The 22,162-nt window shown below is 61.8% G+C and carries 21 protein-coding genes; 7 read left to right on the top strand and 14 right to left on the bottom strand.

All coding sequences use genetic code 11. The features are described 5' to 3' along the window. Positions 1-92 precede the first annotated feature (92 nt). Positions 93-1,094, top strand: coding sequence for a glycosyltransferase family 9 protein (locus tag B8115_RS15595; RefSeq protein WP_010628755.1), 1,002 nt, complete (start codon positions 93-95; stop codon positions 1,092-1,094). After that, a complete protein-coding gene (locus B8115_RS15590) occupies positions 1,094-2,005 on the top strand; it encodes a glycosyltransferase family 8 protein (RefSeq protein ID WP_010628754.1) in 912 nt (303 codons plus the stop codon). The genes B8115_RS15595 and B8115_RS15590 overlap by 1 nt, the downstream gene beginning before the upstream one ends. Before the next feature lie 130 nt (positions 2,006-2,135). Here the strand turns inward: B8115_RS15590 and B8115_RS15585 are convergent, their stop codons facing one another. Beyond that, the gene (locus B8115_RS15585; RefSeq protein WP_010628753.1) at positions 2,136-4,055 is read right to left on the bottom strand and encodes an autotransporter outer membrane beta-barrel domain-containing protein; all 1,920 of its coding nucleotides are present in this window, start codon (positions 4,053-4,055) and stop codon (positions 2,136-2,138) included. Positions 4,056-4,301: 246 nt separating this feature from the next. Between B8115_RS15585 and B8115_RS15580 the strand changes: the two genes are divergently transcribed. Next, positions 4,302-5,084: a glycosyltransferase family 32 protein gene (locus B8115_RS15580; RefSeq protein WP_010628752.1), complete on the top strand. Its 783-nt coding sequence runs from the start codon at positions 4,302-4,304 to the stop codon at positions 5,082-5,084. Between the two features lie 24 nt (positions 5,085-5,108). On the opposite strand, the gene B8115_RS15575 is transcribed toward B8115_RS15580, so the two are convergent. The 11 genes from B8115_RS15575 to B8115_RS15525 all read right to left on the bottom strand — a co-directional run bounded on the left by B8115_RS15575 (position 5,109) and on the right by B8115_RS15525 (position 15,942). Continuing rightward, positions 5,109-6,008 carry a GSU2403 family nucleotidyltransferase fold protein gene (locus tag B8115_RS15575; protein WP_010628751.1) on the bottom strand — a complete coding sequence of 300 codons (900 nt, stop codon included), beginning with the start codon at positions 6,006-6,008 and terminating at the stop codon, positions 5,109-5,111. A gap of 98 nt (positions 6,009-6,106) precedes the next feature. Continuing rightward, the gene (locus tag B8115_RS15570; protein ID WP_010628750.1) at positions 6,107-6,634 is read right to left on the bottom strand and encodes a DUF1269 domain-containing protein; all 528 of its coding nucleotides are present in this window, start codon (positions 6,632-6,634) and stop codon (positions 6,107-6,109) included. A gap of 85 nt (positions 6,635-6,719) precedes the next feature. Further along, entirely contained in the window at positions 6,720-7,022 is a 303-nt protein-coding gene (locus B8115_RS15565; RefSeq protein ID WP_010628749.1) for a helix-turn-helix transcriptional regulator, read from the bottom strand. Positions 7,023-7,035: 13 nt separating this feature from the next. Next, positions 7,036-8,397, bottom strand: coding sequence for a type II toxin-antitoxin system HipA family toxin (locus B8115_RS15560; RefSeq protein ID WP_010628748.1), 1,362 nt, complete (start codon positions 8,395-8,397; stop codon positions 7,036-7,038). A 272-nt stretch (positions 8,398-8,669) separates the two neighbouring features. Beyond that, positions 8,670-10,073, bottom strand: coding sequence for an amidase (locus B8115_RS15555; RefSeq protein ID WP_010628747.1), 1,404 nt, complete (start codon positions 10,071-10,073; stop codon positions 8,670-8,672). Positions 10,074-10,119: 46 nt separating this feature from the next. Then, entirely contained in the window at positions 10,120-10,587 is a 468-nt protein-coding gene (locus tag B8115_RS15550; RefSeq protein WP_010628746.1) for a RidA family protein, read from the bottom strand. 16 nt (positions 10,588-10,603) lie between these two features. Continuing rightward, positions 10,604-11,863 carry a M20 family metallo-hydrolase gene (locus B8115_RS15545; protein ID WP_010628745.1) on the bottom strand — a complete coding sequence of 420 codons (1,260 nt, stop codon included), beginning with the start codon at positions 11,861-11,863 and terminating at the stop codon, positions 10,604-10,606. A 27-nt stretch (positions 11,864-11,890) separates the two neighbouring features. Continuing rightward, complete coding sequence (locus B8115_RS15540; protein ID WP_010628744.1) at positions 11,891-13,165, bottom strand: TRAP transporter large permease; 1,275 nt, start codon at positions 13,163-13,165, stop codon at positions 11,891-11,893. A gap of 15 nt (positions 13,166-13,180) precedes the next feature. Beyond that, positions 13,181-13,702 carry a TRAP transporter small permease gene (locus B8115_RS15535; protein WP_010628743.1) on the bottom strand — a complete coding sequence of 174 codons (522 nt, stop codon included), beginning with the start codon at positions 13,700-13,702 and terminating at the stop codon, positions 13,181-13,183. A gap of 92 nt (positions 13,703-13,794) precedes the next feature. After that, complete coding sequence (locus tag B8115_RS15530; protein ID WP_010628742.1) at positions 13,795-14,796, bottom strand: TRAP transporter substrate-binding protein; 1,002 nt, start codon at positions 14,794-14,796, stop codon at positions 13,795-13,797. A gap of 150 nt (positions 14,797-14,946) precedes the next feature. Beyond that, complete coding sequence (locus B8115_RS15525; RefSeq protein WP_010628741.1) at positions 14,947-15,942, bottom strand: asparaginase; 996 nt, start codon at positions 15,940-15,942, stop codon at positions 14,947-14,949. 229 nt (positions 15,943-16,171) lie between these two features. Here B8115_RS15525 and B8115_RS15520 point away from each other — a divergent pair, with 229 nt between their 5' ends. Continuing rightward, positions 16,172-16,912, top strand: a complete 741-nt coding sequence (locus B8115_RS15520) for a FadR/GntR family transcriptional regulator (RefSeq protein ID WP_026038163.1) — start codon at positions 16,172-16,174, stop codon at positions 16,910-16,912. A 7-nt stretch (positions 16,913-16,919) separates the two neighbouring features. Here the strand turns inward: B8115_RS15520 and B8115_RS15515 are convergent, their stop codons facing one another. Both B8115_RS15515 and hisD read right to left on the bottom strand, forming a co-directional pair. Next, entirely contained in the window at positions 16,920-17,672 is a 753-nt protein-coding gene (locus B8115_RS15515) for an SDR family NAD(P)-dependent oxidoreductase (RefSeq protein WP_010628739.1), read from the bottom strand. Beyond that, positions 17,669-18,979: a histidinol dehydrogenase gene (gene hisD, locus B8115_RS15510; RefSeq protein ID WP_010628738.1), complete on the bottom strand. Its 1,311-nt coding sequence runs from the start codon at positions 18,977-18,979 to the stop codon at positions 17,669-17,671. Before hisD ends, B8115_RS15515 begins: the two co-directional genes overlap by 4 nt. A gap of 143 nt (positions 18,980-19,122) precedes the next feature. On the opposite strand from hisD, the gene B8115_RS15505 reads away from it, so the two are divergent. The 3 genes from B8115_RS15505 to B8115_RS15495 all read left to right on the top strand — a co-directional run bounded on the left by B8115_RS15505 (position 19,123) and on the right by B8115_RS15495 (position 22,158). Further along, positions 19,123-20,064: a 3-hydroxyacyl-CoA dehydrogenase gene (locus B8115_RS15505; RefSeq protein WP_026038162.1), complete on the top strand. Its 942-nt coding sequence runs from the start codon at positions 19,123-19,125 to the stop codon at positions 20,062-20,064. 533 nt (positions 20,065-20,597) lie between these two features. Continuing rightward, positions 20,598-21,599, top strand: coding sequence for a tripartite tricarboxylate transporter substrate binding protein (locus B8115_RS15500; RefSeq protein ID WP_010628736.1), 1,002 nt, complete (start codon positions 20,598-20,600; stop codon positions 21,597-21,599). A gap of 73 nt (positions 21,600-21,672) precedes the next feature. Then, positions 21,673-22,158 (top strand): tripartite tricarboxylate transporter TctB family protein, encoded by a 486-nt coding sequence (locus B8115_RS15495; protein ID WP_010628735.1) that lies wholly within the window; start codon positions 21,673-21,675, stop codon positions 22,156-22,158. The last annotated feature ends 4 nt before the right edge of the window (positions 22,159-22,162 follow it).

Here is a 22,162-nt window from a genome sequence, read left to right as displayed (position 1 = left end):
ATGCTTTCCGGGCGAAACGGGACGACTGGCGTATCGCGCTCTCTCGTTGGCGTTACGATCGTTGCAGACCTGAGGTTGAGCGTGTATCGGACTTGAAGCGGATCGTTTTTCTGCGCTGGGATGCGAAATGGGGCGATTCCATCATTTTCTCCCTGGTCGTGCCCGAGCTGCGCAAGCTAGGTGAGGGGGTGTCGGTCGAGGTGATCGCCACGCCCGAGATGGCGCCGCTGTTCACCGAACAGTTGGGTGTCGATCGTGTGCATGTCATACCCAAGCGCCCTTCGGGCGGTAAGATCCGCCGTTTGGCGGCCTCGCTCGGCGAGGTGGACTTGCTCGTGCACTTCAGTGAGTTGGCCAAGGCGCGCGACATTTGCCTGCTGGGCTCCGTCAAGGCGCGCCATGTTGCCAGCCTGGACGACTCCGTGGGCCTGGTGGACATCAAGCTGGGCCAGGCCACGCGGGGGCTGCACATGGAGGAGCGCTACTGTGAGCTGTTGAAGCGCTGCGGTATCGCCACACCAGAGAAGCACTATACCGTACCTCGCGACGCCGGCTCGGAGCAGCGGGTAGCCGCCTTTCTGCAGCAGCGCCCACGCCCTTACGTGACCATCAACCCCTTCAGCAAGGGCGGGGCCAAGACATTCAATGTGGAAACGACACTGGCGTTGATCGAGCGCGTCGAGCATATGGCCGCGGGCCACGACATCTGCCTGCTGACGGTGCCCGGTTGCGAAAGGGCGGTTCAGGCGATCACTGCCGGTTGGAACCCCGAGCGCTGCTTCCTTTATCCGGATACCCAGTCCATTTACGACAATGTGGCCTTACTGGCGGCGGCCATGGCCCAGCTCTCTTCCAGCACCGCCACCGTGCATATCGCCGATGGACTGGGCATCCCTTCGTTCGTGCTGTTTCCCTACGGCCCCGGTGAAATGGCGGCATGGCACAGCGTGAACTCTCTTTCCATCAACCTGATGGGGCTGCCGGGAGAGGTCGATGACGTGAACCGTCTGGACTGGGAGGCGCTCGACATCCAGCTGCAGCGCTTTTTGGATGCTGCCCTGGCACCGGTAGCCGGCCTGGAGCGGCAGGGCTGATGGAGCTGCTTCTGTGCGCCGACGAGCGCTACGCGCCCTATGCGGCCACCACGATGGTTTCAGCGCTGGAGCACATGGCTGATCCTTCGGCAGTGCGGGTAACGCTGCTGACCCCCGCATTGCCGGAAGAGACGCAGCACGCCTTTGCTGCGTTGGCGAAGGGATACGGTGCCAAGGTGCGGGTGGTGGAAGTGGGCAAGATCGATATCGATCCTACTCATCTCGATCGGTTCGGCTTGGCGTCCATTTTTCGCTTGTTCATGCATGAGCATTTCGGCCAGGAGTGCTCGCGTGTCATCTACTTGGATTGCGATATGGCGGTGCTTGCCGATCTGGCGCCGCTGTGGGAAGTACCGCTTGGCGAGCACGTGGTGGCGGCGGTGCGGGATATAGCCGGGGACCCCGATGAGCATAGTGCCATCGAGACCTCGGCGTATTTCAATTCCGGTTTGCTGGTGGTCGATCTGGAACGCTGGCGCGAGCACGACGTGGCCGGTCGCGCTTGGGAGTATCTGCAACGACAAGGCGAGCGGTTGCGCTACCCCGATCAGGACGCCTTGAATCACGTGCTGGCCGGGCAGTGGCATGAGCTGGATCCCAGGTGGAATCTGCAGTCTGCCACTTACGCCGCCTTGAATGTCGGGCCTGAGCATTTGACCTGCTTGCTGCCGGCGTTGGCAGATGCGCTACGCGAGCCGGGCATTATCCACTACACGGGCAACGTAAAGCCGTGGCATGCCGAATCGGAGCATCCCCTGAGGGATGTTTTCCGCCATTATTCCTGTCTGACACCGTGGCCTCTATGTGAGAGGGAGCTCCTGCGCAGCCTACCTTGGCGAAAGCGGCTACGCTTGGCGATGAAATCTCACAAGATCAGGCAGCGTAGGAGCAAGACGAGTTGGACCCCTTGAGCCGGCTTTGAGCCGGCTACTGATCTGTCTCTCCCTCATGATTATGTCGCTGAATTGGGTATGTGCCCTGGTGCATCAAGCCCCTGGCGATGCCACTTATCGCCAAGGGCTGGTTATGCATGGATGTGTTTTACCAGTGGTAGCCTAGCGTAAGGCGAGCGCCATGCTCGGTTTCGCGGCTCGAGAACGAACCTTCGTAGCTGCCGCTGAATGCTAAGCTGCCGTTGCCGTTCAGTTCCCGTTCCCAGCGCAGGCCGCTGTTGATATCGGCAGAGTGCACCGTGCGGTTGTCGGGCGAAATGACGAAGCTGTCGCCGGTGGTATCGGCGCTGAGCGTGGCTTGGGTGCTGCCGCCGGAATGTGTGCGCATGCCCCAGGCCAGGCCGCCGGTCCACAGGATGGAGGTCTGCCCGGTTTGGCGGAGCAGCTGTCCGGCATCCAGGCCCAGGCTGGTGCGCCACACTTGCTGGCGCTGTGAACCGTAGGCCATGGCGAACGCCGAATCGCCGTTCTCCTCGTAGGCGCTCTGGTGCAGCCAGCTGTGCATCAGCCGGGCGTGGGGTACCAATTCCAGCCCGTCTCCTCGTTCCATCACGTAGCTGGCGCCCAGGCTCAGGGTCACTTCTTCGCCCCGGTTGCTGCCTTCCACTACCTCGGTTGTCAGGCCGGCCACTTCGCGACGGTGTTCGTTGTCGCTGAAGCCGGCAAGCAGGGTGGCGTCGAGAATGACGTTGCCCTGCCTACGCGCGGTGTACATGCCTGTGGTGACGCTGTCGATCTCGGTGCGGGCATTGGCGGCATCGTCGCCCTGTACCCGACCATGGCCGATGCCGATGAACAGCCCACCCAGCCAGTGTTCGTCGAAACGCCGGTCCATCCCGAACAGGGCGCCGTGGGTGCGGTAATCGTAGTTGTCACCGCTACCACGGCTGACGAAGCCTTCGGCCCAATTGCTGCTGTGGCCAACACGGGAGCTTCCCTGGTGCGAAAGCTGGGAGGCCACACCGAGCAAGCCTTCTACCGAGTCATGGTCGCCGTACTGCAAGATGCTGCTTCGAGGGGCGTTGTCGGGCGCCATACCCGGCATCACGGCGCCATGCTGCTGGCGCTCGACAGCCATTCCGGCGAAGGTGGCGGGAGCCAACTGACCGGCGCTCATCTGGCCGCCCAGCCCGGTGCTGGCAAAGCGGTTGCCCACGGTATTGATCATGGTGCGGCCCGCGTTCGTGGTGGCATCGCGAACGCCGCCGCGTGAGACGTTAGAGCTCATGCTCTCGACGAACTGGGCGCGTTGCGTTTCGTCCATGGTGGAGAGTGCAGTCAGCGCCTGGAGCAGGGGGCTGTTGGGGTCTCGCAGGCCAAGTTCGCTAACGACCCGGTCCAGGTAGGCACCGCCAGGCTGACTGCGCTGGCCTTCCACCGGTGATTCGAAGTTGCCACCTTTCACCACCACGACGAAATCGGGGCCATAGACGAAGAACGATTGCGGAAAGCCGATCTCCATGTCGGGGTTGTAGGTACTGATCACCACGGTGTATCGCGTATCGCCCGAGAGCGACAGCTTGAGCGCGGGGCAGCGCTGGGGGCGTTGTTGAGAATCCGAAGAGCAGGAGACCAGCGTGATGCCGGCAGCCGCCAGTTCGCCGGAAAGATCGGAGCCGTCCAACTGGTTGATCCAGTCGTCATTGCCCGTCAGCCAGCCGTTGCCAGGTTGAGCGGGGTCGAAGGAGCCCTTGAATATTAGCATGACGGTATCGACCGGGGCGGCCGTTTGGCCAAGCAGATATTCGCCACCAGTATTGACGATCAGCTCCTGGCCGACGTAGCGAAAGGTATTGGGGCCCAAGGCGAGTGGGTCGTCACGCAACTCGCGGGTGCCCATTCTTGCCCAGTCGATCGACATGGTGCCGACGTTGGGGTGCCCTTCCGTCAGGGTGAACTCGGTGAGGCTGCCCGCCTGAGCCGAGGCTATCGTTGTCATGGTGGCCAAGGCGGTAGCGGTGGCAAGCAGGGTGGGGCGAAGCAGGGGGATCTTGTTCGTTGGTGTCATCGAGTCTGGCCTTGTTGAAGTGAGGGCAACCTTACGGCTGTCACTTTCAAGGTATCGGCAGCCGAACAGGATGACTTTAATGCTCGGTTACGCCGAGGCAGTTGGGGTTGCCCACCAAGCTGCGATGAAAAAGCCGATCAATTCTCACCGCTGACAACGGCTGAGGCATGCTAGAGTAGCGGCTTTCCGGAACCGTATGGCCCTGAAAGTGTCGTAGATGGGGTCTTATTGCATGGGGAAGTTGGGTTGAAAAACATCGGTGTGCTGGCCTTCGCCAGAGTCGTGAAACTGCTGGCCAACGTGACCAAACTGGCCGCCTATTCCTTCCATTACCTCTTTCCCAACAAGCGATTCACCATTCCCGAGCGCGCCGCCCCGTGGTTGAAGTCGGGCCGCCCGGCCAAGGTGCCGCGCATCATCTGGCAGACCAATTTCACCGACAAGGCCACGCTGCCGGTTTACCTTAACTATCTGTTCAACCGGCTGATGGCGCCGAGCTTCGAGTATCGCTTCATGATTACCGCGGCCAGGGCCAGGTTCATCGAGGAGAACTACCCGGGCGAGATCTTCGAGGCTTTCTCGCGGTTGCAGGTGGGGGCTGCCCAGGCCGATTTCTGGCGGGTGCTGGTGCTGCAGAAGCACGGCGGGGTGTACCTGGATATCGACGCCCATGCGGTGTGGCCGTTGGCGCGGATCGTCAAGCCGGAGATGGAGGAGCTGTTTGTCACCACCAAGCGCGGCGACATCAGCAACTACTTCATTGCCAGCAAGCCCGACAACCCGCACCTCCAACTGGTGATCGACGCGATCTACGCCAACATCGAGAGCGATGAGGACAAGGGCATCTTCCACCTCACCGGCCCCACCGTCTATAACGAGGTGCTGCCCCGCGATGAGGTGCGCACGGCTTCCTACCGCTACACCTGCAACCAGGGCAACTTCACCAACGAGTACTTCCAGTACATCGACAAGCCCCAGGGCAAGTGGACCAAGGAGCAGTACCAGGTCGACGTGGTGCGCAAGCGGTAGTGGTGGGGCGGCTTTGCTGCTCGCTCAAAGGTCGTACTCGTCGAGTCGGCTGCTGGCCTGCTGCCTGAGGAGATGCGGAAAGGCGCGTTCTACTGCCTGCGTTGCCGAGAGTTCGCGCAGCTCGTCGCGAAGCAGCGTGGCGACGAGGCGGGCCTGGGCCTCATCGCGATGGCGCTTGAGAGGCTCTCGGTCGGGCTGCTGACTGACATGCCACTTGTGAAGCACGAAGGCTCGCGGGTCCACGGTCGAGAGCCTTAACGGCATGCCTTTCTCATCGAAGACGATGGCCTCGAAGCGTGGTGAAGCAATGGCCCACTTTAACGAGTCGATCCCTACCGGTTTCAGGTCCCCCGCTTCGAGATAGCGCTCGAAGTCGCTCATCTTCATAGGATCAGCGGCCTCTTCCTCCTCAATATCCGTAATGATTCTCAGGCCTTGCCGGGCATCCATGAGCACATCGATATCGGCGGTTGCCAGGTGCTCGGGCTCGATCAGCACCCCGGCGCGGGCTTCATAGGCGTACAGGGCGTTGGTGCCGATTACCCTGAAAGGGATTTCCTTGCGTTGAAGCGCCCTTATCGCCCTGGCGCCGGCCAGGGGGAAGCGGTTCAACCGGTTGGCCCGTACATAGGCCGCATGCAGCTGAAGCTGCTCCTTGAGCGACTGTTCTCGGGCATGGTAATCCTTTTTTTGCGCCTCGAACGCTTGCTGAATGGCTTCGGTTTCGGGGGAGCGCGGGCCGAGAGAGTGGTTCTTGCCGCCTGTATAGGCGCGGTAAAGATACTCTCGTCCATTGATATGTTTCCAGTGCATCGAGCCCTTTACCTGGCGCGCTTGAGCACGATGCTGCTCCAGTGCCTCGAAGATCTGAATGGCGTTTACGGCTACACGGGATGCCTCGGATTGAAGGCGTTGGTAGGACATCGAGAGCCCCCTGGATGGGCTTTAACTAATTTTAATCAGTTTATGATCAATGATTAGTTAAAGTCTAGCCCCAGCGATAGGAGAGGGCTAACGGCTCGTCAGTGGCCCTCGCCGACGGGTTGTTTTCGGTCCTTGGCGGTCACCTTGTCGATGACGACTTCGGGGTGGTGACGCTTGATCGCCTCTCGAAACGTCTCTTCCTGCTCGTCGGGGACATCGATGATCAGCAGCGTGGAACCCCGCTTGATCGCCTTGTCGTACTTGCCGACTTTGACGTCGCGTACCGAAACGCCGACCATCGTGCTGGTCCACACGCCGAACAGGGCGCCAAAGAGCATCATGCCAAGCGCCATCCAGATGATATTCGTGTCGATCAGCACATAGTGAGCGATAAAGCCCAGCATTAGGCCGAGTACGGCCCCGACGATGGCGCCGCGAATCGAGGCGTTGACCACATCGGTCGTCTGGATCAGCGTGGCGACTGGCACGCCCTCCTTTTCCAGCGGTCGCCAGTCCTTGCCCATGACATGCAAGTCATCTTTGGGCAAGCCCATCAAATTCAGCTCGTTGACCACCTCGGTGGTGGTCTCCTTGTCGGGTATCAAAAAGTACAGGCGTTGCATCATGCCCCTCCTTCCTTGTAGGGAGTTTCGTCATTCCTCACCCTTAAGGTGTAGCAGTCTTGCGGCGGAGCTTGCCAGGTGCCTTGCGCTACGACAGGGCGCGCTCGAGCATGCCGGGCTGACGCGGTAGCAGGCCCACCTTCAGGCCCAGCGGTCGATATACGCGGTTCATGGTTTCCAGTGTCATGTTGGCGCGGTTGCGTTCCAGGTCGGAGAGGGTGCGCCGGCTGATGCCCACCAGCTTGGCGTAGGCGTCTTGGGAGAGGCCCAGCACGTCCCGCCGCAGGATACGCAGAGCATCGCCCTCGTTGATCTCTTCGGCAAGCAGCTGGCGCACGACCTCCACCAGCTTCGCTTCGCGCTCGTCAGGGCTCAGTTGGCGCCTCTTCATGGCGTGCTCCCGTTCATCGACCTTCCCTTGATAAAAGCCCCCAGCGCTCCAGGCGCCGTTCCAGCGTGCTCAGGCCGACGGCCGGTAGGGTGAGGGTGCGCTCGGGCACGCCGCGTTCCGCGAGCCGTTGTTGCAAGCCACAGAGTCTGGCGGCCAACTCTCGAAGTTCTTGCATGAGCTGAGAGGCGGGCACCAGGTCGTCGAGCGCATTGGCGATGGCGGGCCAGTCGAATTCGCCTCCTTCTTCAAAAGGCGAGCCCCAGCGAGTGGTGCGGGTCACCCCTTCGGGGTCGGCCTTCATGGGGGCGAAGTCGTAAACGGGGCTGTGCCAGATGCCTTCCGGGCGCTTGAGCAGGGCGGCATTGCGTCCGTGATTGTCGGAATTGCCGAAGGCCACGTTGAGCAGGTCGCGCTTGACCCATTCGCTGACGAAGGCGGCAGTATCGAAGCGCTGTTTGCCGTGCGTGACGCGGTATTGCCGTTCGAGCCGCTCGACCAGGCCGCGAATCACCTGAAAGTGGTTGAGGTAAGAGCCGGGGGCGGCACCGAAGATGGCATAGATGGACTCCAGCCCATAACGAATCTGACCCTCTTCGCGCATGGCGATATCGAAGCGTGGCAGCCACAGCGAGGGGTAGCGTTCGCCTTCGATCAGTTCCATGGCGTCGGTATCGATGGTGTCGATGCCCAGAGCCGCCAGTTCCGCGTAGTAGTGGTATTCCGCGCGCAGAATGTCGCAGTCGTCCTGGCTGCGCTGGCCGCGAGGAAATTTCACCAGGTAGGCGCGGTCGCGGTTGTGCGGGTCGTCCTGCCAGGTGTCGATCCAGACATTGTCGTCAGCGGTGCGGCGCAAGAGCAGCTTGGGCGCCTCGCCACCTGCACCGGTGGCGCCGCCGCTGGCCGCGCCCATCTGCTGGGCATATTCCAGAAAGTCGGCGTGGCGTTCCACTACGTCTTGCAGGGTGAAGCGGCGCTCTTCCAGGCGCGAGCCGGCGATACGCTGGGGAACGGCTTCCTTGATCCTCAGGTTGCCCACCGGGGCAATGGTTCCATGGCGAAGCAGGGCGCTGTCTTGCTCACCGGTAGCGGCGCTTTGCAGTCCCAGGTGGGTCACCCAGTAACGGCGACTGGCGCCGGCGGGCATGATGTCTTCGAGAAAGCCGAACCAACGTTCTGCGTGGTGCTTCATCATGAGTTCCACCGGCAGCGTTAGGCTGCAGGCATGCTCGTCGTCGTGGAACAGCCAGGTAAGAGCATGCTCCTGCAGGTAAGTCAACGCCGCAGCGCCATCAACGCCCCGCTCGGGATGAGGTATCTCCAGTAGCGCGGCATCGTGCCAACGCTGGTCATGGTAGATCTGGATCGTCAGCTGCATGCTTGAGCCATATGAGCAACATGATGCTCAATTGTAGCCTTTATTTTTATTTTTGAGTATTTAAATGCTCATTTTTGAGTTAAGACGTAGAATTTGAGCAACCTATTGCACATTTTGAATGCGCGAGGAAATTATCCCGATTGGGAAAATTCTCAGTGATTGGGGACTAGGAGCTGAGTTTTTTCCCGTTAGGGAAAAAAATGCGCTAGGTGAAGGGCGCATGCTGCGCCACCGGCCGGCACGCGAGGCGTACCGGCCGGGTGGAGCGGGCTTCAGGGTGCCGGCGGTTCGCCCAGGATGTCGAGCCCGGTGCCCAGCTTGGCCTCGATGGCCTGGCCGATGGCCAGCAGGCGGGCCTCTTGCCAGGGGCCGGCCAGTACTTGCAGCCCGACCGGCATGCCGGCGGCATCGCGGCCGACCGGCAGGGTCAGCCCGCACAGCCCCATGAAGTTGGCCATCACGGTGTTGCGCAACGCCTTCATGTTGGCCTTGGGGTAGGCGCCTTCCGGCGCCAGGCTTTCCAGCGTGGGCGGTGTGATGGCCACGGTGGGGGTGAGCACGGCATCCACCTGACCCATGCGCTCGGCGGCGGCAGCGCAGAGCTTGTCGAGCAGGCTGCGGCGCCGCACGTACTCCCAGGCGGGCATGTCGTCGGCGGCGCGTACGCGGGCTGCTACGTTGGGGTCGAGCGCGTCTTCCATTTCAGGCAGTTCGGCCTTGAGGAAGGCGGCCAGCTCGGCGGCGGCCAGGCCGCCTTTCTGGAACAGTTCGTAGGCTTCGTCGGTGTTGGGCAGCTCCAGGGTGACCACCCGCGCACCGGCGGCTTCGAGCTGGCGAATGGCCTGTTGCACGGCTTCGGCAATGCCGGGGCTGCAGTCGTCCCAGAAGAAGGTTTCCGGCACGCCGAAGGTGAGGTCGGCCAGCTCTGGGGTGGCGCTTACCCGTGAAGGCCGCGGGCTCAGGTTCGCATCCAGGGCATCGAAGGCATAGGCCAGGTCGTCGACCCGACGGGCCAGCAGGCCGGGGGTATCCAGTGTGGTGGAGAGCGGCACGATCTGCTGCGCTGGCCAGCGGCCTGCGGTGGTCTTGAGGCCGACAACGCCGGTCATGCTGGCAGGGATACGCACCGAGCCGGCGGTGTCGGTACCCAGCGCCAGACCGGCGGTGCCGTTGATCAGCGAAACCCCAGCGCCGGAGCTGGAGCCGCCCGGCGTGCGGTGTGCTTGGCTGTCCCAGGGGTTGCGCGGTGCGCCCCAGTGGGCGTTGGTGCCCAGTCCGCCGAAGGCGAACTCCACGGTGTGGGTCTTTCCCATCAGGCTGGGCAACTGGGCCAGCAGTGCCTTGACGATGGGCCCCGGCCGCTCCCAGCTGGCCGGCAGGCGATGCGAGGAGCCGGCGTAGGTGGGCAAGCCCGATACGGCGTAGATATCCTTGATCGACACCGGGATGCCCATCAGCGGGCCGCTGTCGCCGCCTTGGGCGATCAGGGCGTCGGTGGCGCGGGCGAAGGCCAGGGCGGCCTCGCCTTGCCAGGTGAGGTAGGCGTTGTCGTGCTTGCCTCGGCTGGCGTAGGCCGCGCAGGCGGCTTCGGCCAGCTCGCTGGCGCTCAGCGTGCCGTTACGCAGGGCAGCGGCCTGTTGGCGCAGGGGCTGAAGCAGCGGTGAATTCGTGGTCATGCAGTCTCTCCTGGTCAAGCAGTCTTTCCTGGACAAGAGGCCCTGTTCAATCGCGAATCTCGAAGATCGCTTCGACTTCCACCGCGGCGTTGCCGGGCAGGGTTGCCACGCCAATGGCGGTGCGGGCGTGGCGGCTGGCTTCGCCGAACAGGTCGACGAACAGTTCCGAGGCGCCGTTGATGACCAGCGGCACGTCATGGAAGCCTGGTGCCACGTTGACGAAGCCGTTCATCCGCACGCAGCGCACCACACGCTCGATATTGCCATCCACGGCATCGCTGAGCGAAGCGAGCAGGTTCAGCGCACAGGCCTGGGCGGCAAGCTTGCCGGTTTCGAGATCGAACTCCGCCCCGACCTTGCCGGGGTATAGCACTTCGCCGCCGCGCTCGCAGATCTGGCCGGCCAGGAACAGTTGGTTGCCGAGCCGCGACCAGGGCACGAAATAGCCGCGGGGCTGTGGGATGGCCGGCATTGTGAGGCCGCGCTCGGCGACGGCTTGGGCGATGGTCGTCATTTTCGTTGTCCTTGTGTCATGGGTTGAGCAGTCTTTCGACGGTGTCGGCGAGGGCGCGTACGGCCGTTTCGGCGTCGCTGCGCTCGATGTGTTCATCCGGGTGGTGGCTGATGCCGGCGCGGCAGGGCGTAAACAGCATGACGGTGGGGCAAACCCGTGCCAGGTGAATGGCATCGTGGAAAGCTCCGGAGACCAGCTGCGGGGCGTTTGGGCTGTACGACTTCGCGGCGCTGTCGGCGAGTTCGACCAGGGCTGGATCGAAGCTCACCGGTGCGACTCGCGACGTGACCCTAAGGCTGACATCGCAGCCGGACCACTGGCGTTGGGCCAGCCGATGAAACGCGGTATCCAGCCTTTCGAGTACGGCCTGGCTGGGGTGGCGCAGGTCGATGGTGAAGTCGGCCCGTTGTGGAATGGTATTGGTGGAGCCGGGCGAGACACTGAATTTGCCGATGGTGAAGCGTACTTGTTCGTCCTGCCCGGCGACGGCATCGCGCAGTGCGCCGATCAGTGCATGGGCGCCCATTAAGGCGTCGCGGCGTGCGGCTTCCGGCGTGGTGCCGGCGTGATTGGCCTGGCCGTGCACCTCGATCTCGTACCAGTTCACCCCTTGGATGCCGCTGACGGCGCACACCGGCACACCCAGACTCTCCAGCACCGGGCCCTGCTCGATATGCAGTTCGAGGAAGGCATGAGGCACGAAGGGCGCGGGACGGAAGGCGGATGCCCCATGCCGCTCGAGTTCTGCGAGGCATGCCGCCAGGGCATCGGCAAAGCGGGTGCCTTGATCGTCACGGGCTTCCAGGATGGTGGCGGCGTCGCGCTGGCCGGCGAACCAGGAGGAGCCGGAGGCTCCGGGCGCAAAACGTGCGCCTTCTTCGTTGGTCCAGGCCACCACTTCGATGGGGCGTGCATGCTCGATGCCTTGTTCTTGCAGCGTGCGTAGCACCGCCAGTCCTGCCACCACACCTAGCGTGCCATCGTAGCTGCCGGCGCTGGGTTGGCTGTCCATATGGCTGCCGACGAGCAGCGCCGGCAGCTCTGGCTCCTGCCCCTCGCGGCGCAGGAAGACGTTGCCCATGGCGTCGTGATAGGCGTCGCAGCCCAAGGCCTGGCCCTGGTCGATCAACCACAAACGAGCGCGGTTGTCGTTTTCGTCGAGCGCCAGGCGGCGCAGCCCCCGCGGGTGCAGCGCGCCGATTTCGGCCTGGGCCTGCAGGTCGGCCCAGAACCGCTCGCCATCGAGACGCTCGCCCAGGGAAGGTGTTTGACTCATGTTCGGGTTTCCTCTTTCCGCTGAGCGTCAGTAGATCAACGAGGGCACCCAGGTGCTGAACCAGGGTACGTAGGTGAGCACGATCAGGGCGATGAACATCATCACGATCAGCGGTATGCAGGCACGGAACACCTCGAGCAGCGACATCCGCGAGATGGCCATGGCTACGAACAGGTTGAGGCCCACGGGTGGGGTGATCATGCCCACCGAGAAGTTGACCAGTGTGATGATGCCGAAGTGCACCGGGTCGACGCCGACCTGGGCCGCAATGGGCTGCAGCAGCGGCGAGAGCACGATGATGGCCGAGGCGCTGTCGAGGAAGAAACCGGCAACGATCATGACCACATTGAACAGTGCCATCACCTGTACCGGATGGTCGGTGAGCGAGAGTACCTGGCTGGCCAACTGAGTCGGGGTGCCGGTGATGGCCAATAGCCAGGAGAAGGCCGAGGCGCCCGCGGTGATCAGCAGCAGCGTGGCCGAGGTCAGCCCGGAGTTGCGCAGGGTGCCGAGTAGCTCGCGCCAGCCGATGGTGCGATACACCACCATGCCGACGAAGAGGCCATACATGCAGGCCACGGCGGCGGATTCGGTGGGCGTGAAGATGCCGCTGTAGATACCACCGAGCAGGATGACCGGGAGCCCCAGCCCCCAGGCGGCGGACTTCACCGCGGCAGCGATCTCGCGCAGAGTGGGGAAGGGCGCACGGGCGTACCCCTTGAACGAGGAATAAACCATGCAGTAGGCGATCAGCAACGAGGCGATCAGGATGGCCGGCAGCAGGCCTGCTGCGAACAGGCGCCCGACCGAGGTGCCGGTTACCGAGCCGTAGATGATCAACGCGATGCTGGGCGGCACGATGGGGCCGAGCGTACCGGCGGTGGCGATCAGGCCGATGGCGAAGCGCTTGTCGTAGCCGGCCGCCACCAGCGCGGGGAACATGATCGAGCCGATGGCTACCACGGTGGCGGGGCTGGAGCCGGAAATGGCGCCGAACAACAGGCACGAAAGCACCGTGGCGGCAGCCAGACCGCCCGGTACCCAGCCGACCAGAGCCTTGGCCAGGTCGATCAGTCGACTCGACAGGCCGCCGATACGCATCAGCTCTGCGGCCAGAATGAAGAAGGGGATGGCCATCAGCGAGAAATTGTTCATTCCCGTGAACATGCGCATCGGCACGATCACCGGATTGGTGTTGCCGAAGAAGTCGATGGCGAGGAACACGGCGAAGGCCAGTGAAGCGAAAATGGGCAGCCCCAGCAGCAGCACCGCGAAGAAGATGGGAAGCAGAGCCGTAATCATGAGGAACTCCAGTCATCAGACGAGCTTGTCTTTTTCGGCGGCGAGCTCTTCGGCGAGGCTGACCGGTGGCTTGGTCCAGGCTTCGTGAATCACCCACAGATAGCGCAGGATCAGCAGAATTCCCGAGATGCCTATAGGCAGGTAGAACCAGGCCATTGGCAGGCGCAGGGCGGCGGTGAGCTGGCCACGCCCCAGGGTATTGAAGTAGAGCTGGAAGCCGTAGTAGGCCAGGTAGCCGGCGAAGGCGATGCCGAGCAGGGCGGCGGTTATGTGTAGCCAGCGATTGACGGCAGGCGGCACGAAAGCGTTGAGGACGTCGACGGAGATGTGCACCCCATGACGTACGCCCATGCTGGCGCCGACGAAGCTCATGCAGATGATGGAGTAGATGACGACTTCCTCGACCCAGAAGATCGAGCTGTTGAAGCCATACCGATAGACGACTTGAAGCGTGGTGAGCACGGTGGCGATCGACATGAACACGACCATCGCCACGCTCTCCAGAAAGTCCAGAACCTTGTTGAGTGCGTCGAACATGGTTGAGGCCACTCGGTTGGAGTCAGGGAAGGCACGGTACCGCTGCCCGGCGCTCATGGCGCGGGCAGCGGCAAACCTGCGGGTGCGTGGCTTCAGTAGGAGATGCCGACCTCGTCGTACACCTTGTGCAGCAGCTCGGTGGTGACCACGCTTTCGTATTCGCGGTGAACCGGCATGCTGGCTTCGATGAACGCCTCGCGGGCTTCGGGGGAGAGCTCGTTGATGGCGATCTCGTCCTGGATGGCCTCGAGAATGCGCTCTTCATCCTGCAGGGTCAGCTCGCGGGCCAAATCGCGGCCGTTGTCGAAGGCTTCGCGCATGACCTCCTGAAGGTCCTCGGGTAGGGAGTTCCAGGAGTCGCTGTTCATCACGGCGGCATAGCCGTGGTAGGCGTGGTTGGTCAGGGTGAGGTAGTCCTGCACTTCATGGAAGCGCATGGTGTAGATGTTGGCCAGCGGGTTCTCCTGACCGGAAACGACACCCTGCTGCAGGCCGTTGTAAACCTCGGTGAAGGCCATGGCCGTGGCGTTGGCGCCGAAGTTCTGATAGGTGGAGATGATGATCGGCGCCTGCATGGTGCGCATGCGAATGCGCTCCAGATCGTCCGGGCCTTCGACTGGCCGCTCGTTGTTGCTCATGTGACGGAAGCCGGCACCCCAGAAGTTCACGCCGTACATGTTGTGGGCTTCCAGGGTATCGAGGATCTCACGGCCCACGTCGCCGTCCAGCACCTTGACCATGGTGTCGTAGTCCGAGATCAGGAACGGCAGATCGAGGATCTGCAGGCGCGGCTCGAAGTTGCCCAGGGTGGCCGTCGGCGGGATGCCGATGTCAATCAGCCCCATCTGGATCTGTTCGATGATCTCCACGTCGCCGCCCACCTGAGCTGCCGGCAACACGTCGATACGAATTCTGCCGTCCGAGTTCTCTTCCACTTCCTGCTTGAAGCGCAGCGCGGCCTGACCGTTCGGGGTGTCCTCGATCAGTACGTGTGCGAAGCGGAAGGTGTATTCGGCGGCCTGGGCCTGACCCATGCCAAGGGAGGCGGCGGCAATGGCCGCGACCAGCGTTGCTTTGCTCAGTTTGTTTTTCATCTTTCACCTCGTTGTGGGTTCTTGTCGCGTGTCCAACGTTGTTGGTTGCGCATGGGCAGCCGATTGCGGCTCGTACGCCATGCGTCATGACCTCGTTTCCCTGCGAAACTCGCCCGAGGCAGGTTCCTGGCTCATGCCCGCTATGGGGCGTCAGGCGGCCAGGAGTTTCACTCTCTCCGCCAGTGGCTGAGCGCCAGTGGAGGCAAGTAGTGTCGATAACGCCATGCGTGCCTTGCGTGCGCTAAGGTCGGTAACCGGCATGACCCCAGCCGACTCCAGGCTGGCGAGGCTGCCGATGAACTCGTAACTGGCGTGAACGGGGCCGCTGGCGCAACTGCTGACCACCATGACCGGTATGCCGCGTGCGGTGATATTGGCGATGGCTTGCATCCAGTCGGGAGGTACGTGGCCACGCCCAAGCCCCTCGATCACTAGTCCGACTGCACCGCTTGCCACCGCCGCTTCGACCAGGCTTGGCGAAGCGCCGAGATAAGCGGGCAGGATGTCGACCCGGGGCATGGCGTTCTCTATCGCTAAGGGCGTGCCAGCGGGACGCTGGGGGATGGCGCTCAGCCGCACTTGGGCGCCGTCCACATACCCCAAGGGCCCAGTGTCGGGTGCGGCGAAACCGTGCACCTGAAAGGTGCTGACCTTGCGTACCTGTCTGGCGGCGAAGATCGATTGGTTGAATACCACCAGCGGACCGAGCCCTGCCGCTTGTGACGATGCTGCGACCTTCAAGGCATCGGCGATGTTGCAGAAGGCGTCGGTGCCCGGCTCATGTGGGGCCCGCTGCGAACCGGTCAGCACCACTGGCTTGCCGTCGGGTAGGGTGATGTCGAGAAAGTAGGCTGTCTCTTCGAGGGTGTCGGTGCCGTGAGTGATGACGATGCCTTGCACGTCGTCTTGTGCAGCGATGTCCAGGCACGCTTCACGTAGGCCCAATAGGTCTTCGAAGGTAATGGCGTTGCTGGGCTTTTGCAGGAGCGAGCGCACCTCGACCTGTGCTGTGAAATCGGTCGGCAGGCTGACCTGGGCCAGCAGAGTTTCGCCCTGGAGGGCGCCGGAGCGGTTGCGTCCCGAGGCGTCGAGTTGACTGGCGATGGTGCCGCCGGTGGCCAGTACGACGATTCTGCTTTTTGTCATTGCTCGTGTCCGTGGTGTTGCGCAAGCGTAACCTTGAACGCCTGCCGGCAAGACATCTGATGTCTGATGTCAGTTGTGATATGCTATGCAAAGATTTGCTACAAACGCAAGAGCGCGACACAATCGAGAGGGCATTGACGATCTTGAAGGTCAGGCAGCGGTGCGCTAACTGGTTGTTGTGTTTAATAAAAATTTGGAAGTTTTCGCTAACCGTAAAACGAGAGGCCACATGAGTACGAAACGCCAGCTCACCGCCCGAGCCACCCCATGCGACTCTTTTGGTGGCTCCATCGAGAGAAGCTCAGTGGCCATGCAGCTGCTCGAGCGAATCAAGGGCGCTCTGATCCGCGGCGAGCTCAAGCCTGGCGATTTCCTGCCTTCCGAGACGGAGTTGACCCATAGTCTGGGCATCGGCAAGTCCAGCGTTCGTGAAGCCATCAAGATGCTCCAGGCAATCGGCATCGTGGAGGTTCGGCGCGGACAGGGGACAGTCATTCGCCGTGAGCCGGGTGAGCCGATCGTCGATCCGATGGCCTTCGGCATGATCCTGGCGCGCGGCATGACCCGCGACTTGCTCGAGTTTCGCCGCATGTTCGAGCCGGCTTATACGCTTCAGGCTATGAAGTCTGCCAGGCCGGATGATCATGCGCGGATTCGTCAGGCCATCGATGACATGGAAGCGGCCATTGCCAACGGTGAGCAGACGGCTAGGCACGACGTTGCCTTTCATCGGGCCATCCTTCACGCCACCCACAACCCGATGACCATTCGTGTCGGCGAGACGCTCCTGCAATTGATCGAGGCGGCGCTGGAAACCTCCATGCAGACCCTGCCCGACGTGGCACTCAAGGACCACAAGGCGATCTACCAGGCATTTCAGCAAGGCGATGGCGAAGGCGTTCGCGCCGCCATCGAAGTCAGTAGCAAAAGCTGGGAAACCAACCTGACCTACGTGGAAGGAGAGACCTAGCGGTTGATCAATGCGCGGTCCAGCCGCCATCGACCATCAAGGCGCTGCCGGTGATCAGGTTGGCGGCGGGCGAGGCGAGAAACACCACGGGGCCCATCACGTCTTCGATGCGGCCGAGCCTTTCCAGCGGTATTTGGGCGAGCACTGCTTCACGGAAGCCGGGCTCCTGAAAGAAGGGCTGTGTCATCGGGGTTTCGATGAAGGTCGGGCAAAGGCTGTTGACGCGAATGCCACGAGGGCCCAGTTCGACCGCCATGGCGCGGGTCATGCCTTCCACTGCCGCTTTCGAGGCGCAGTAGAGGCTGCGGTTCTTGGCGCCCACGTGTCCCATCTGTGAGGAGACGTTGATCACGCTGCCGCCGGCGGACATCTCTTCGATCACCGTTTGGGTCAGGAAGTAGGTAGCCCGGACGTTGAGCGCCATGACCGCGGCGTAGTCCTCTTCCGTGACCTGGTCGATCGGTTTGGGGCGGTTGGTGCCGGCGTTGTTGACCAGTATGTCGAAGCGCCGGCCCGCCAGGGCGCGACGGGTGGCGCCCTGGTCTTGCACGTCCAGTGCCAGGCCTTCCGCTTCGTGCCCGGCGGTGCGCAGAGCCGCGACCACTTCTTCCAGCCGCTCGGCGTTGCGGGCCACCAGAGTCACTCGTGCGCCCGCTTGAGCCAGGGCGCAGGCGCAGGCCAGCCCGATGCCCTGGCTGGCGCCGGTGACGAGAGCGCTGCGCCCATCCAGGCGCAGGCTCGGGGTTTGCGGCAGCTTCATACCGGTACCGCGGAGGCATAGGGTACGTCACGCTTGCCGTAGCGGCGTACGCGTTCGTTGGCCTGCTCGCCGTGTCCGGCAAAGCCTTCCAGCGCACACAGGCGTGAGCAGTAGCTCCCAATTTCGGCGGAAGCCTCGTCGGTGAGCACCTTCTGATAGGTGCAGGTCTTGAGGAACTTGCCGACCCACAGCCCGCCGGTATAACGCGCGGCTTTCCTGGTCGGCAGGGTATGGTTGGTGCCGATCACCTTGTCGCCGTAGGCCACGTTGGTACGCGGGCCGAGGAAGAGCGCGCCATAGTTCGTCAGCCTGTCGAGATAGAGGTTGGGGTCTTCGGTCATCACTTGGACGTGCTCGTAGGCCATCTCGTCGGCCACCTGCAGCATTTCTTCGTGGCTGTCGCAAACGATGACCTCGCCGTAGTCGTTCCATGCCTGGCGGGCGATCTCGGCGGTGGGCAGCTTGGCCAGCAGCTCATCGATGGCGGTGAGCGTCGCCTTGGCCAAGGCCTCGGAGTTGGTGAGCAGCGCCGCGGGCGAGGTGGGGCCGTGTTCGGCCTGGCCCAGCAGGTCGGTGGCACAGAGCAGGCCGTCGACGGTTTCGTCGGCGATGACCAGGGTTTCGGTGGGGCCGGCGAAAAGATCGATGCCCACCCGGCCGAAGAGCTGACGCTTGGCTTCGGCAACGAAGGCATTGCCGGGGCCGACCAGCATGTCGACCGGTTCGATGGACTCGGTGCCGATGGCCATGGCGCCAACCGCCTGTACGCCACCCAGCACCAGGATTTCATCGGCACCGGCCAGATGCATTGCCGCCACGATAGCCGGATGCGGCTTGCCTTGATAGGGCGGGGCGGCAGCGATGACGCGTTTGACACCGGCCACCTTGGCGGTCAGCACGCTCATGTGCGCAGAAGCGACCATGGGGTAGGCACCGCCGGGTACGTAGCAGCCTACGGAATTGACCGGGATGTGCTTATGACCCAGCACCACACCGGGCCGTGTTTCCACTTCGACGTCTTGCATACTGGCCAATTGGGCCTCGGCAAAGCGGCGAATCTGAGCCTGGGCGAAGCGGATGTCGTCGAGTTCTTGCGCCGTGAGCTCCGATATTGCCCGTTCGATCTCGGCTTGGCTCAGCCGGAAGGTGGTGGGCGACCAGCGGTCGAATTTTTCCGAAAGCTCTCGCACGGCTTCATCGCCTCGTGTCTCGATGGCTTGAAGCGTCTGCTCGACGGTTTCCCGAACCTTGCGGTCGGCTTCGGCGCGGGCTTCGCTCGGGGCGCCCGTTTTCAGTCGTCGGATCATGGCGGTTACCTGCTGAATTGTACGAGTGATCGAGTTGCCTCGACAGACGGCTCATCGCAAGGCTAGTATCGTTTGCATACGAATGCAATTGTCTTGTTTCAGCCATTCGAGCCGAAAGTCATTTTGAGTCAATAGGAGGCAGCATGTCGGAGCCTATCGCGGTAGTGGGGGCAGGACTGATAGGACGGGCTTGGTCGATGGTCTTTGCTCGGGCGGGGCGCTCGGTGAGGCTGTATGATGCCCAGCCGGAGGCCCTGGCGGGTGCGACGCAAGCGATTCGCCAGTCGTTGCAGGACCTGCAGCGCGCCGGCCTGGTCGATGATCCCGAGGCGATTCTGGCGCGCATCGAGATCGAACCCGACCTGGCACTCGCGGTGGGTGAGGCTGCCTACGTGCAGGAGTGCGGCCCCGAGAATCTCGAGGTGAAGCAGGAAATATACACTCGCCTCGAGGCGGAGACGGCGCCCGACACCATTCTTGCCAGCTCCACTTCAGGCATTGCGGCGTCGCGCTTCACGGGGCACTTGACGCATCCGCAGCGCTGTCTGGTGGCGCACCCGGTGAATCCCCCTTATCTGGTGCCGGTGGTCGAGGTGGTGCCTGCACCGAACACCAGCCCGGATGCGGTCGAAAGAACGCTGGCCTTGATGTCCGAGGTGGGCCAGGTGCCGGTGCTGGTCAAGCGCGAGTTGCCTGGCTTCGTTCTCAATCGGCTGCAGGGGGCGCTGCTCAACGAGGCGCTGCGCCTGTTCCGTGACGGCTATGTCTCGGCCGAGGATCTGGACAAGACCGTCAAGCATGGCCTGGGGCTGCGGTGGTCGTTTATGGGGCCGTTCGAGACGATCGATCTCAATGCCCCGGCGGGGGTGACCGATTACGCTCGCCGCTATGGCCCGCTCTATGCCGATGTGGATGCCCAGCGCGATGGGGCCTCTCCCTGGCAGGCGGAAACCCTTGCGGCGCTGGAGGCGGAACGACGCACGGCGCTGCCTCTCGAAGGGCTGGCCGAACGCCAGGCTTGGCGCGACCGCCAACTGATGGCGCTTGGCGCCTACAGCAAGCTGCAAGACGAGCGCGACGCATGAAGCGGAGGTCCGTGACCACTCGCGATGTGGCTCTACTGGCCGGGATCTCGGTTCACGAGTTCTTCACGCGCCAGAGGGGCTGAGGGCCGGGCCTGACGGCCCGACCTGCATGCCCTGACGTTTTCGTATCCAATTCTCGCAATCGACACGAAGAGCCTGCCTGCAAGGGCCGGCTCATACTCCTGCTTACGGCACGCCTCCGCACGCCGATTGTTAGGCTCAATCGTCCTGCCTCTGGAAATTTATTTAAATACATATGGTTAGTTAAGACTTTCGCTTTGGCGGTGAAGCGCCTTGTGAGCGATACCCTGCTGTGCATCAGCTGGACAAGGTTAGACAAAGGTCTGGTTATAGGCTTTCTTGACTGATCGTATCCAATAAACTAGTTTGGGATACAAGTCAGGGCGACTTTGGTCAGGGTAGAACCCGCCCGAATCGCTCGTATCGCCAAGAACAATTTCTAAATGGGCACATGAAGCGAACGTAAAACGATCGCAAACAATCGCAAAAACAATAGAAAGAGAGGAGCAGGCATGACTGTCCAGCCCAAGATGAAAACGACCGCCAAGGCGCTCTTTGCCGGCGCTATCCTCGTGGCCGCAGCGCCGGGAGCAGCCTTTTCCGCCAATGCTGCCGAATGGCCGACGGAAAACGTCAGGCTCATCCTGCCTTTTAGTGCAGGTGGCTCCATCGATCGTTTTGCGCGCGGGTTGACCCAGCATTGGGAGGAGTTTCACGACTACGCCATGATCGTGGACAACCGTGGTGGGGCTTCAGGCTTGCTGGGCTCCAGAACGTTTCTCGGTTCTCCGTCCAACGGTCACTACCTGTTCGCAGGCATTCAGCCGACCTTGAGCATGAACATCGTGGCTCAAGGTGCCGATTTCGATCTGGACGACTTCACCTTCATTAATATCGAGCAGCGCGACTATACCTCGATCGTCGTTCGTGCCGACTCTCCCTATGAAACCATCGAAGAGCTGGTCGAGAGCATTCGCGAGAACCCGGGTAGCGTTACCATGTCCATGGCGACCGGCTCTGGAACGCACCTCTTTGGCCTGGCATTTCTCGATACGCTGGATCTGAATCCCAATATCGTGACCTTCGATGGTGGTGGCGAGCAGCGCACGGATCTGCTTGGCGGTCACTCCGATGCCGCGTTTTCTTCGGCATATGGCGATATGACACTCGGTGATCAGGTGCGTGTGCTGGCCGTTTCTTCACATGAGACATTCCCTGGCTGGCCGGATGCCCCGCCGGTGAACGAAGCCTTTCCAGAGGCGGACCTTCCCGCCATTGGCGATAACCGCTTTCTTGCCGTACATACCAGCTTTGCTGAGGAAAACCCTGAAGCTTTCGAAGCCATCGTTGCAAGCTACCAGGAAGTGTTCAACAGCGATGCTTACCAGGCACATATCGAAAACCTCGGCTCCGACTTGATTTCAGGCTACTACGGGCCTGAAGAGTCGAAGGAAATTATTTATGAAATCCATGAGGTCGTGGAAAGATACGGCGATATGCTGTCAGGAAACTGATCGATAGGGAGGGGCGCTAGCGCGCCTCTCCTTTTCCTTGGCACGCACTAATTGCTTTATGGGATGAACGCTTATGGATTTTTTAAGGCAGTTGGGAAAGAAGGGCGGTGAGTTTATCGTTCCTTCTATCATGCTGGCTTACGCAACTTACTATTACATGGAAGTAAGCGGGTTGCCAAGGCGTGAAGTTAACTTGCTGCTCATTCAGCCGGTATATTTCGTTATAGTCGTGGCGTTTACCATTCTGGTAGCTGCTTACGTGTATAGCTTGCTGATTGGTAAGCCAGTATCCGCTTCCGGCAGCGAAGCAGGTGAGAGAAAAATCACCAACAAAGCAGCAACGGTGTCGTTTGCGGTGCTGACAGTGGCTTATGTGTTTGGAATTGAGTGGATGGGTTTCGTGATCTCATCCTGGCTCTATATGGCATTGCTTTTGATTTTTTTCTCCGTTAAATCTTGGCTGATTATTGTAATTTTTCCCGCAGGAACGGCTCTGTTCATTCATTTGACTTTCGATATGTGGCTGAGCATCCCGCTTCCTAAAGGAATTCTATTTTAACCGC

The sequence above is a fragment of the Halomonas sp. KM-1 genome (assembly GCF_000246875.1).
GTDB classification, from domain to species: domain Bacteria; phylum Pseudomonadota; class Gammaproteobacteria; order Pseudomonadales; family Halomonadaceae; genus Halomonas; species Halomonas aerodenitrificans.
The sequence above is the reverse complement of the archived record's forward strand: the minus strand, read 5'-3'. Positions and strand labels throughout refer to the sequence as shown.

What these genes read in the sequence shown, in the direction of transcription:
- B8115_RS15590 (WP_010628754.1), top strand. Translation starts at nt 1,094, where the DNA reads ATGGAGCTGCTTCTGTGCGCCGACGAGCGCTACGCGCCCTATGCGGCC.
- B8115_RS15585 (WP_010628753.1), bottom strand. Translation starts at nt 4,055, where the DNA reads ATGACACCAACGAACAAGATCCCCCTGCTTCGCCCCACCCTGCTTGCC.
- B8115_RS15575 (WP_010628751.1), bottom strand. Translation starts at nt 6,008, where the DNA reads ATGTCCTACCAACGCCTTCAATCCGAGGCATCCCGTGTAGCCGTAAAC.
- B8115_RS15570 (WP_010628750.1), bottom strand. Translation starts at nt 6,634, where the DNA reads ATGATGCAACGCCTGTACTTTTTGATACCCGACAAGGAGACCACCACC.
- B8115_RS15565 (WP_010628749.1), bottom strand. Translation starts at nt 7,022, where the DNA reads ATGAAGAGGCGCCAACTGAGCCCTGACGAGCGCGAAGCGAAGCTGGTG.
- B8115_RS15560 (WP_010628748.1), bottom strand. Translation starts at nt 8,397, where the DNA reads ATGCAGCTGACGATCCAGATCTACCATGACCAGCGTTGGCACGATGCC.
- B8115_RS15555 (WP_010628747.1), bottom strand. Translation starts at nt 10,073, where the DNA reads ATGACCACGAATTCACCGCTGCTTCAGCCCCTGCGCCAACAGGCCGCT.
- B8115_RS15550 (WP_010628746.1), bottom strand. Translation starts at nt 10,587, where the DNA reads ATGACGACCATCGCCCAAGCCGTCGCCGAGCGCGGCCTCACAATGCCG.
- B8115_RS15545 (WP_010628745.1), bottom strand. Translation starts at nt 11,863, where the DNA reads ATGAGTCAAACACCTTCCCTGGGCGAGCGTCTCGATGGCGAGCGGTTC.
- B8115_RS15540 (WP_010628744.1), bottom strand. Translation starts at nt 13,165, where the DNA reads ATGATTACGGCTCTGCTTCCCATCTTCTTCGCGGTGCTGCTGCTGGGG.
- B8115_RS15535 (WP_010628743.1), bottom strand. Translation starts at nt 13,702, where the DNA reads ATGTTCGACGCACTCAACAAGGTTCTGGACTTTCTGGAGAGCGTGGCG.
- B8115_RS15530 (WP_010628742.1), bottom strand. Translation starts at nt 14,796, where the DNA reads ATGAAAAACAAACTGAGCAAAGCAACGCTGGTCGCGGCCATTGCCGCC.
- B8115_RS15525 (WP_010628741.1), bottom strand. Translation starts at nt 15,942, where the DNA reads ATGACAAAAAGCAGAATCGTCGTACTGGCCACCGGCGGCACCATCGCC.
- B8115_RS15520 (WP_026038163.1), top strand. Translation starts at nt 16,172, where the DNA reads ATGAGTACGAAACGCCAGCTCACCGCCCGAGCCACCCCATGCGACTCT.
- B8115_RS15515 (WP_010628739.1), bottom strand. Translation starts at nt 17,672, where the DNA reads ATGAAGCTGCCGCAAACCCCGAGCCTGCGCCTGGATGGGCGCAGCGCT.
- hisD (WP_010628738.1), bottom strand. Translation starts at nt 18,979, where the DNA reads ATGATCCGACGACTGAAAACGGGCGCCCCGAGCGAAGCCCGCGCCGAA.
- B8115_RS15505 (WP_026038162.1), top strand. Translation starts at nt 19,123, where the DNA reads ATGTCGGAGCCTATCGCGGTAGTGGGGGCAGGACTGATAGGACGGGCT.
- B8115_RS15500 (WP_010628736.1), top strand. Translation starts at nt 20,598, where the DNA reads ATGACTGTCCAGCCCAAGATGAAAACGACCGCCAAGGCGCTCTTTGCC.
- B8115_RS15495 (WP_010628735.1), top strand. Translation starts at nt 21,673, where the DNA reads ATGGATTTTTTAAGGCAGTTGGGAAAGAAGGGCGGTGAGTTTATCGTT.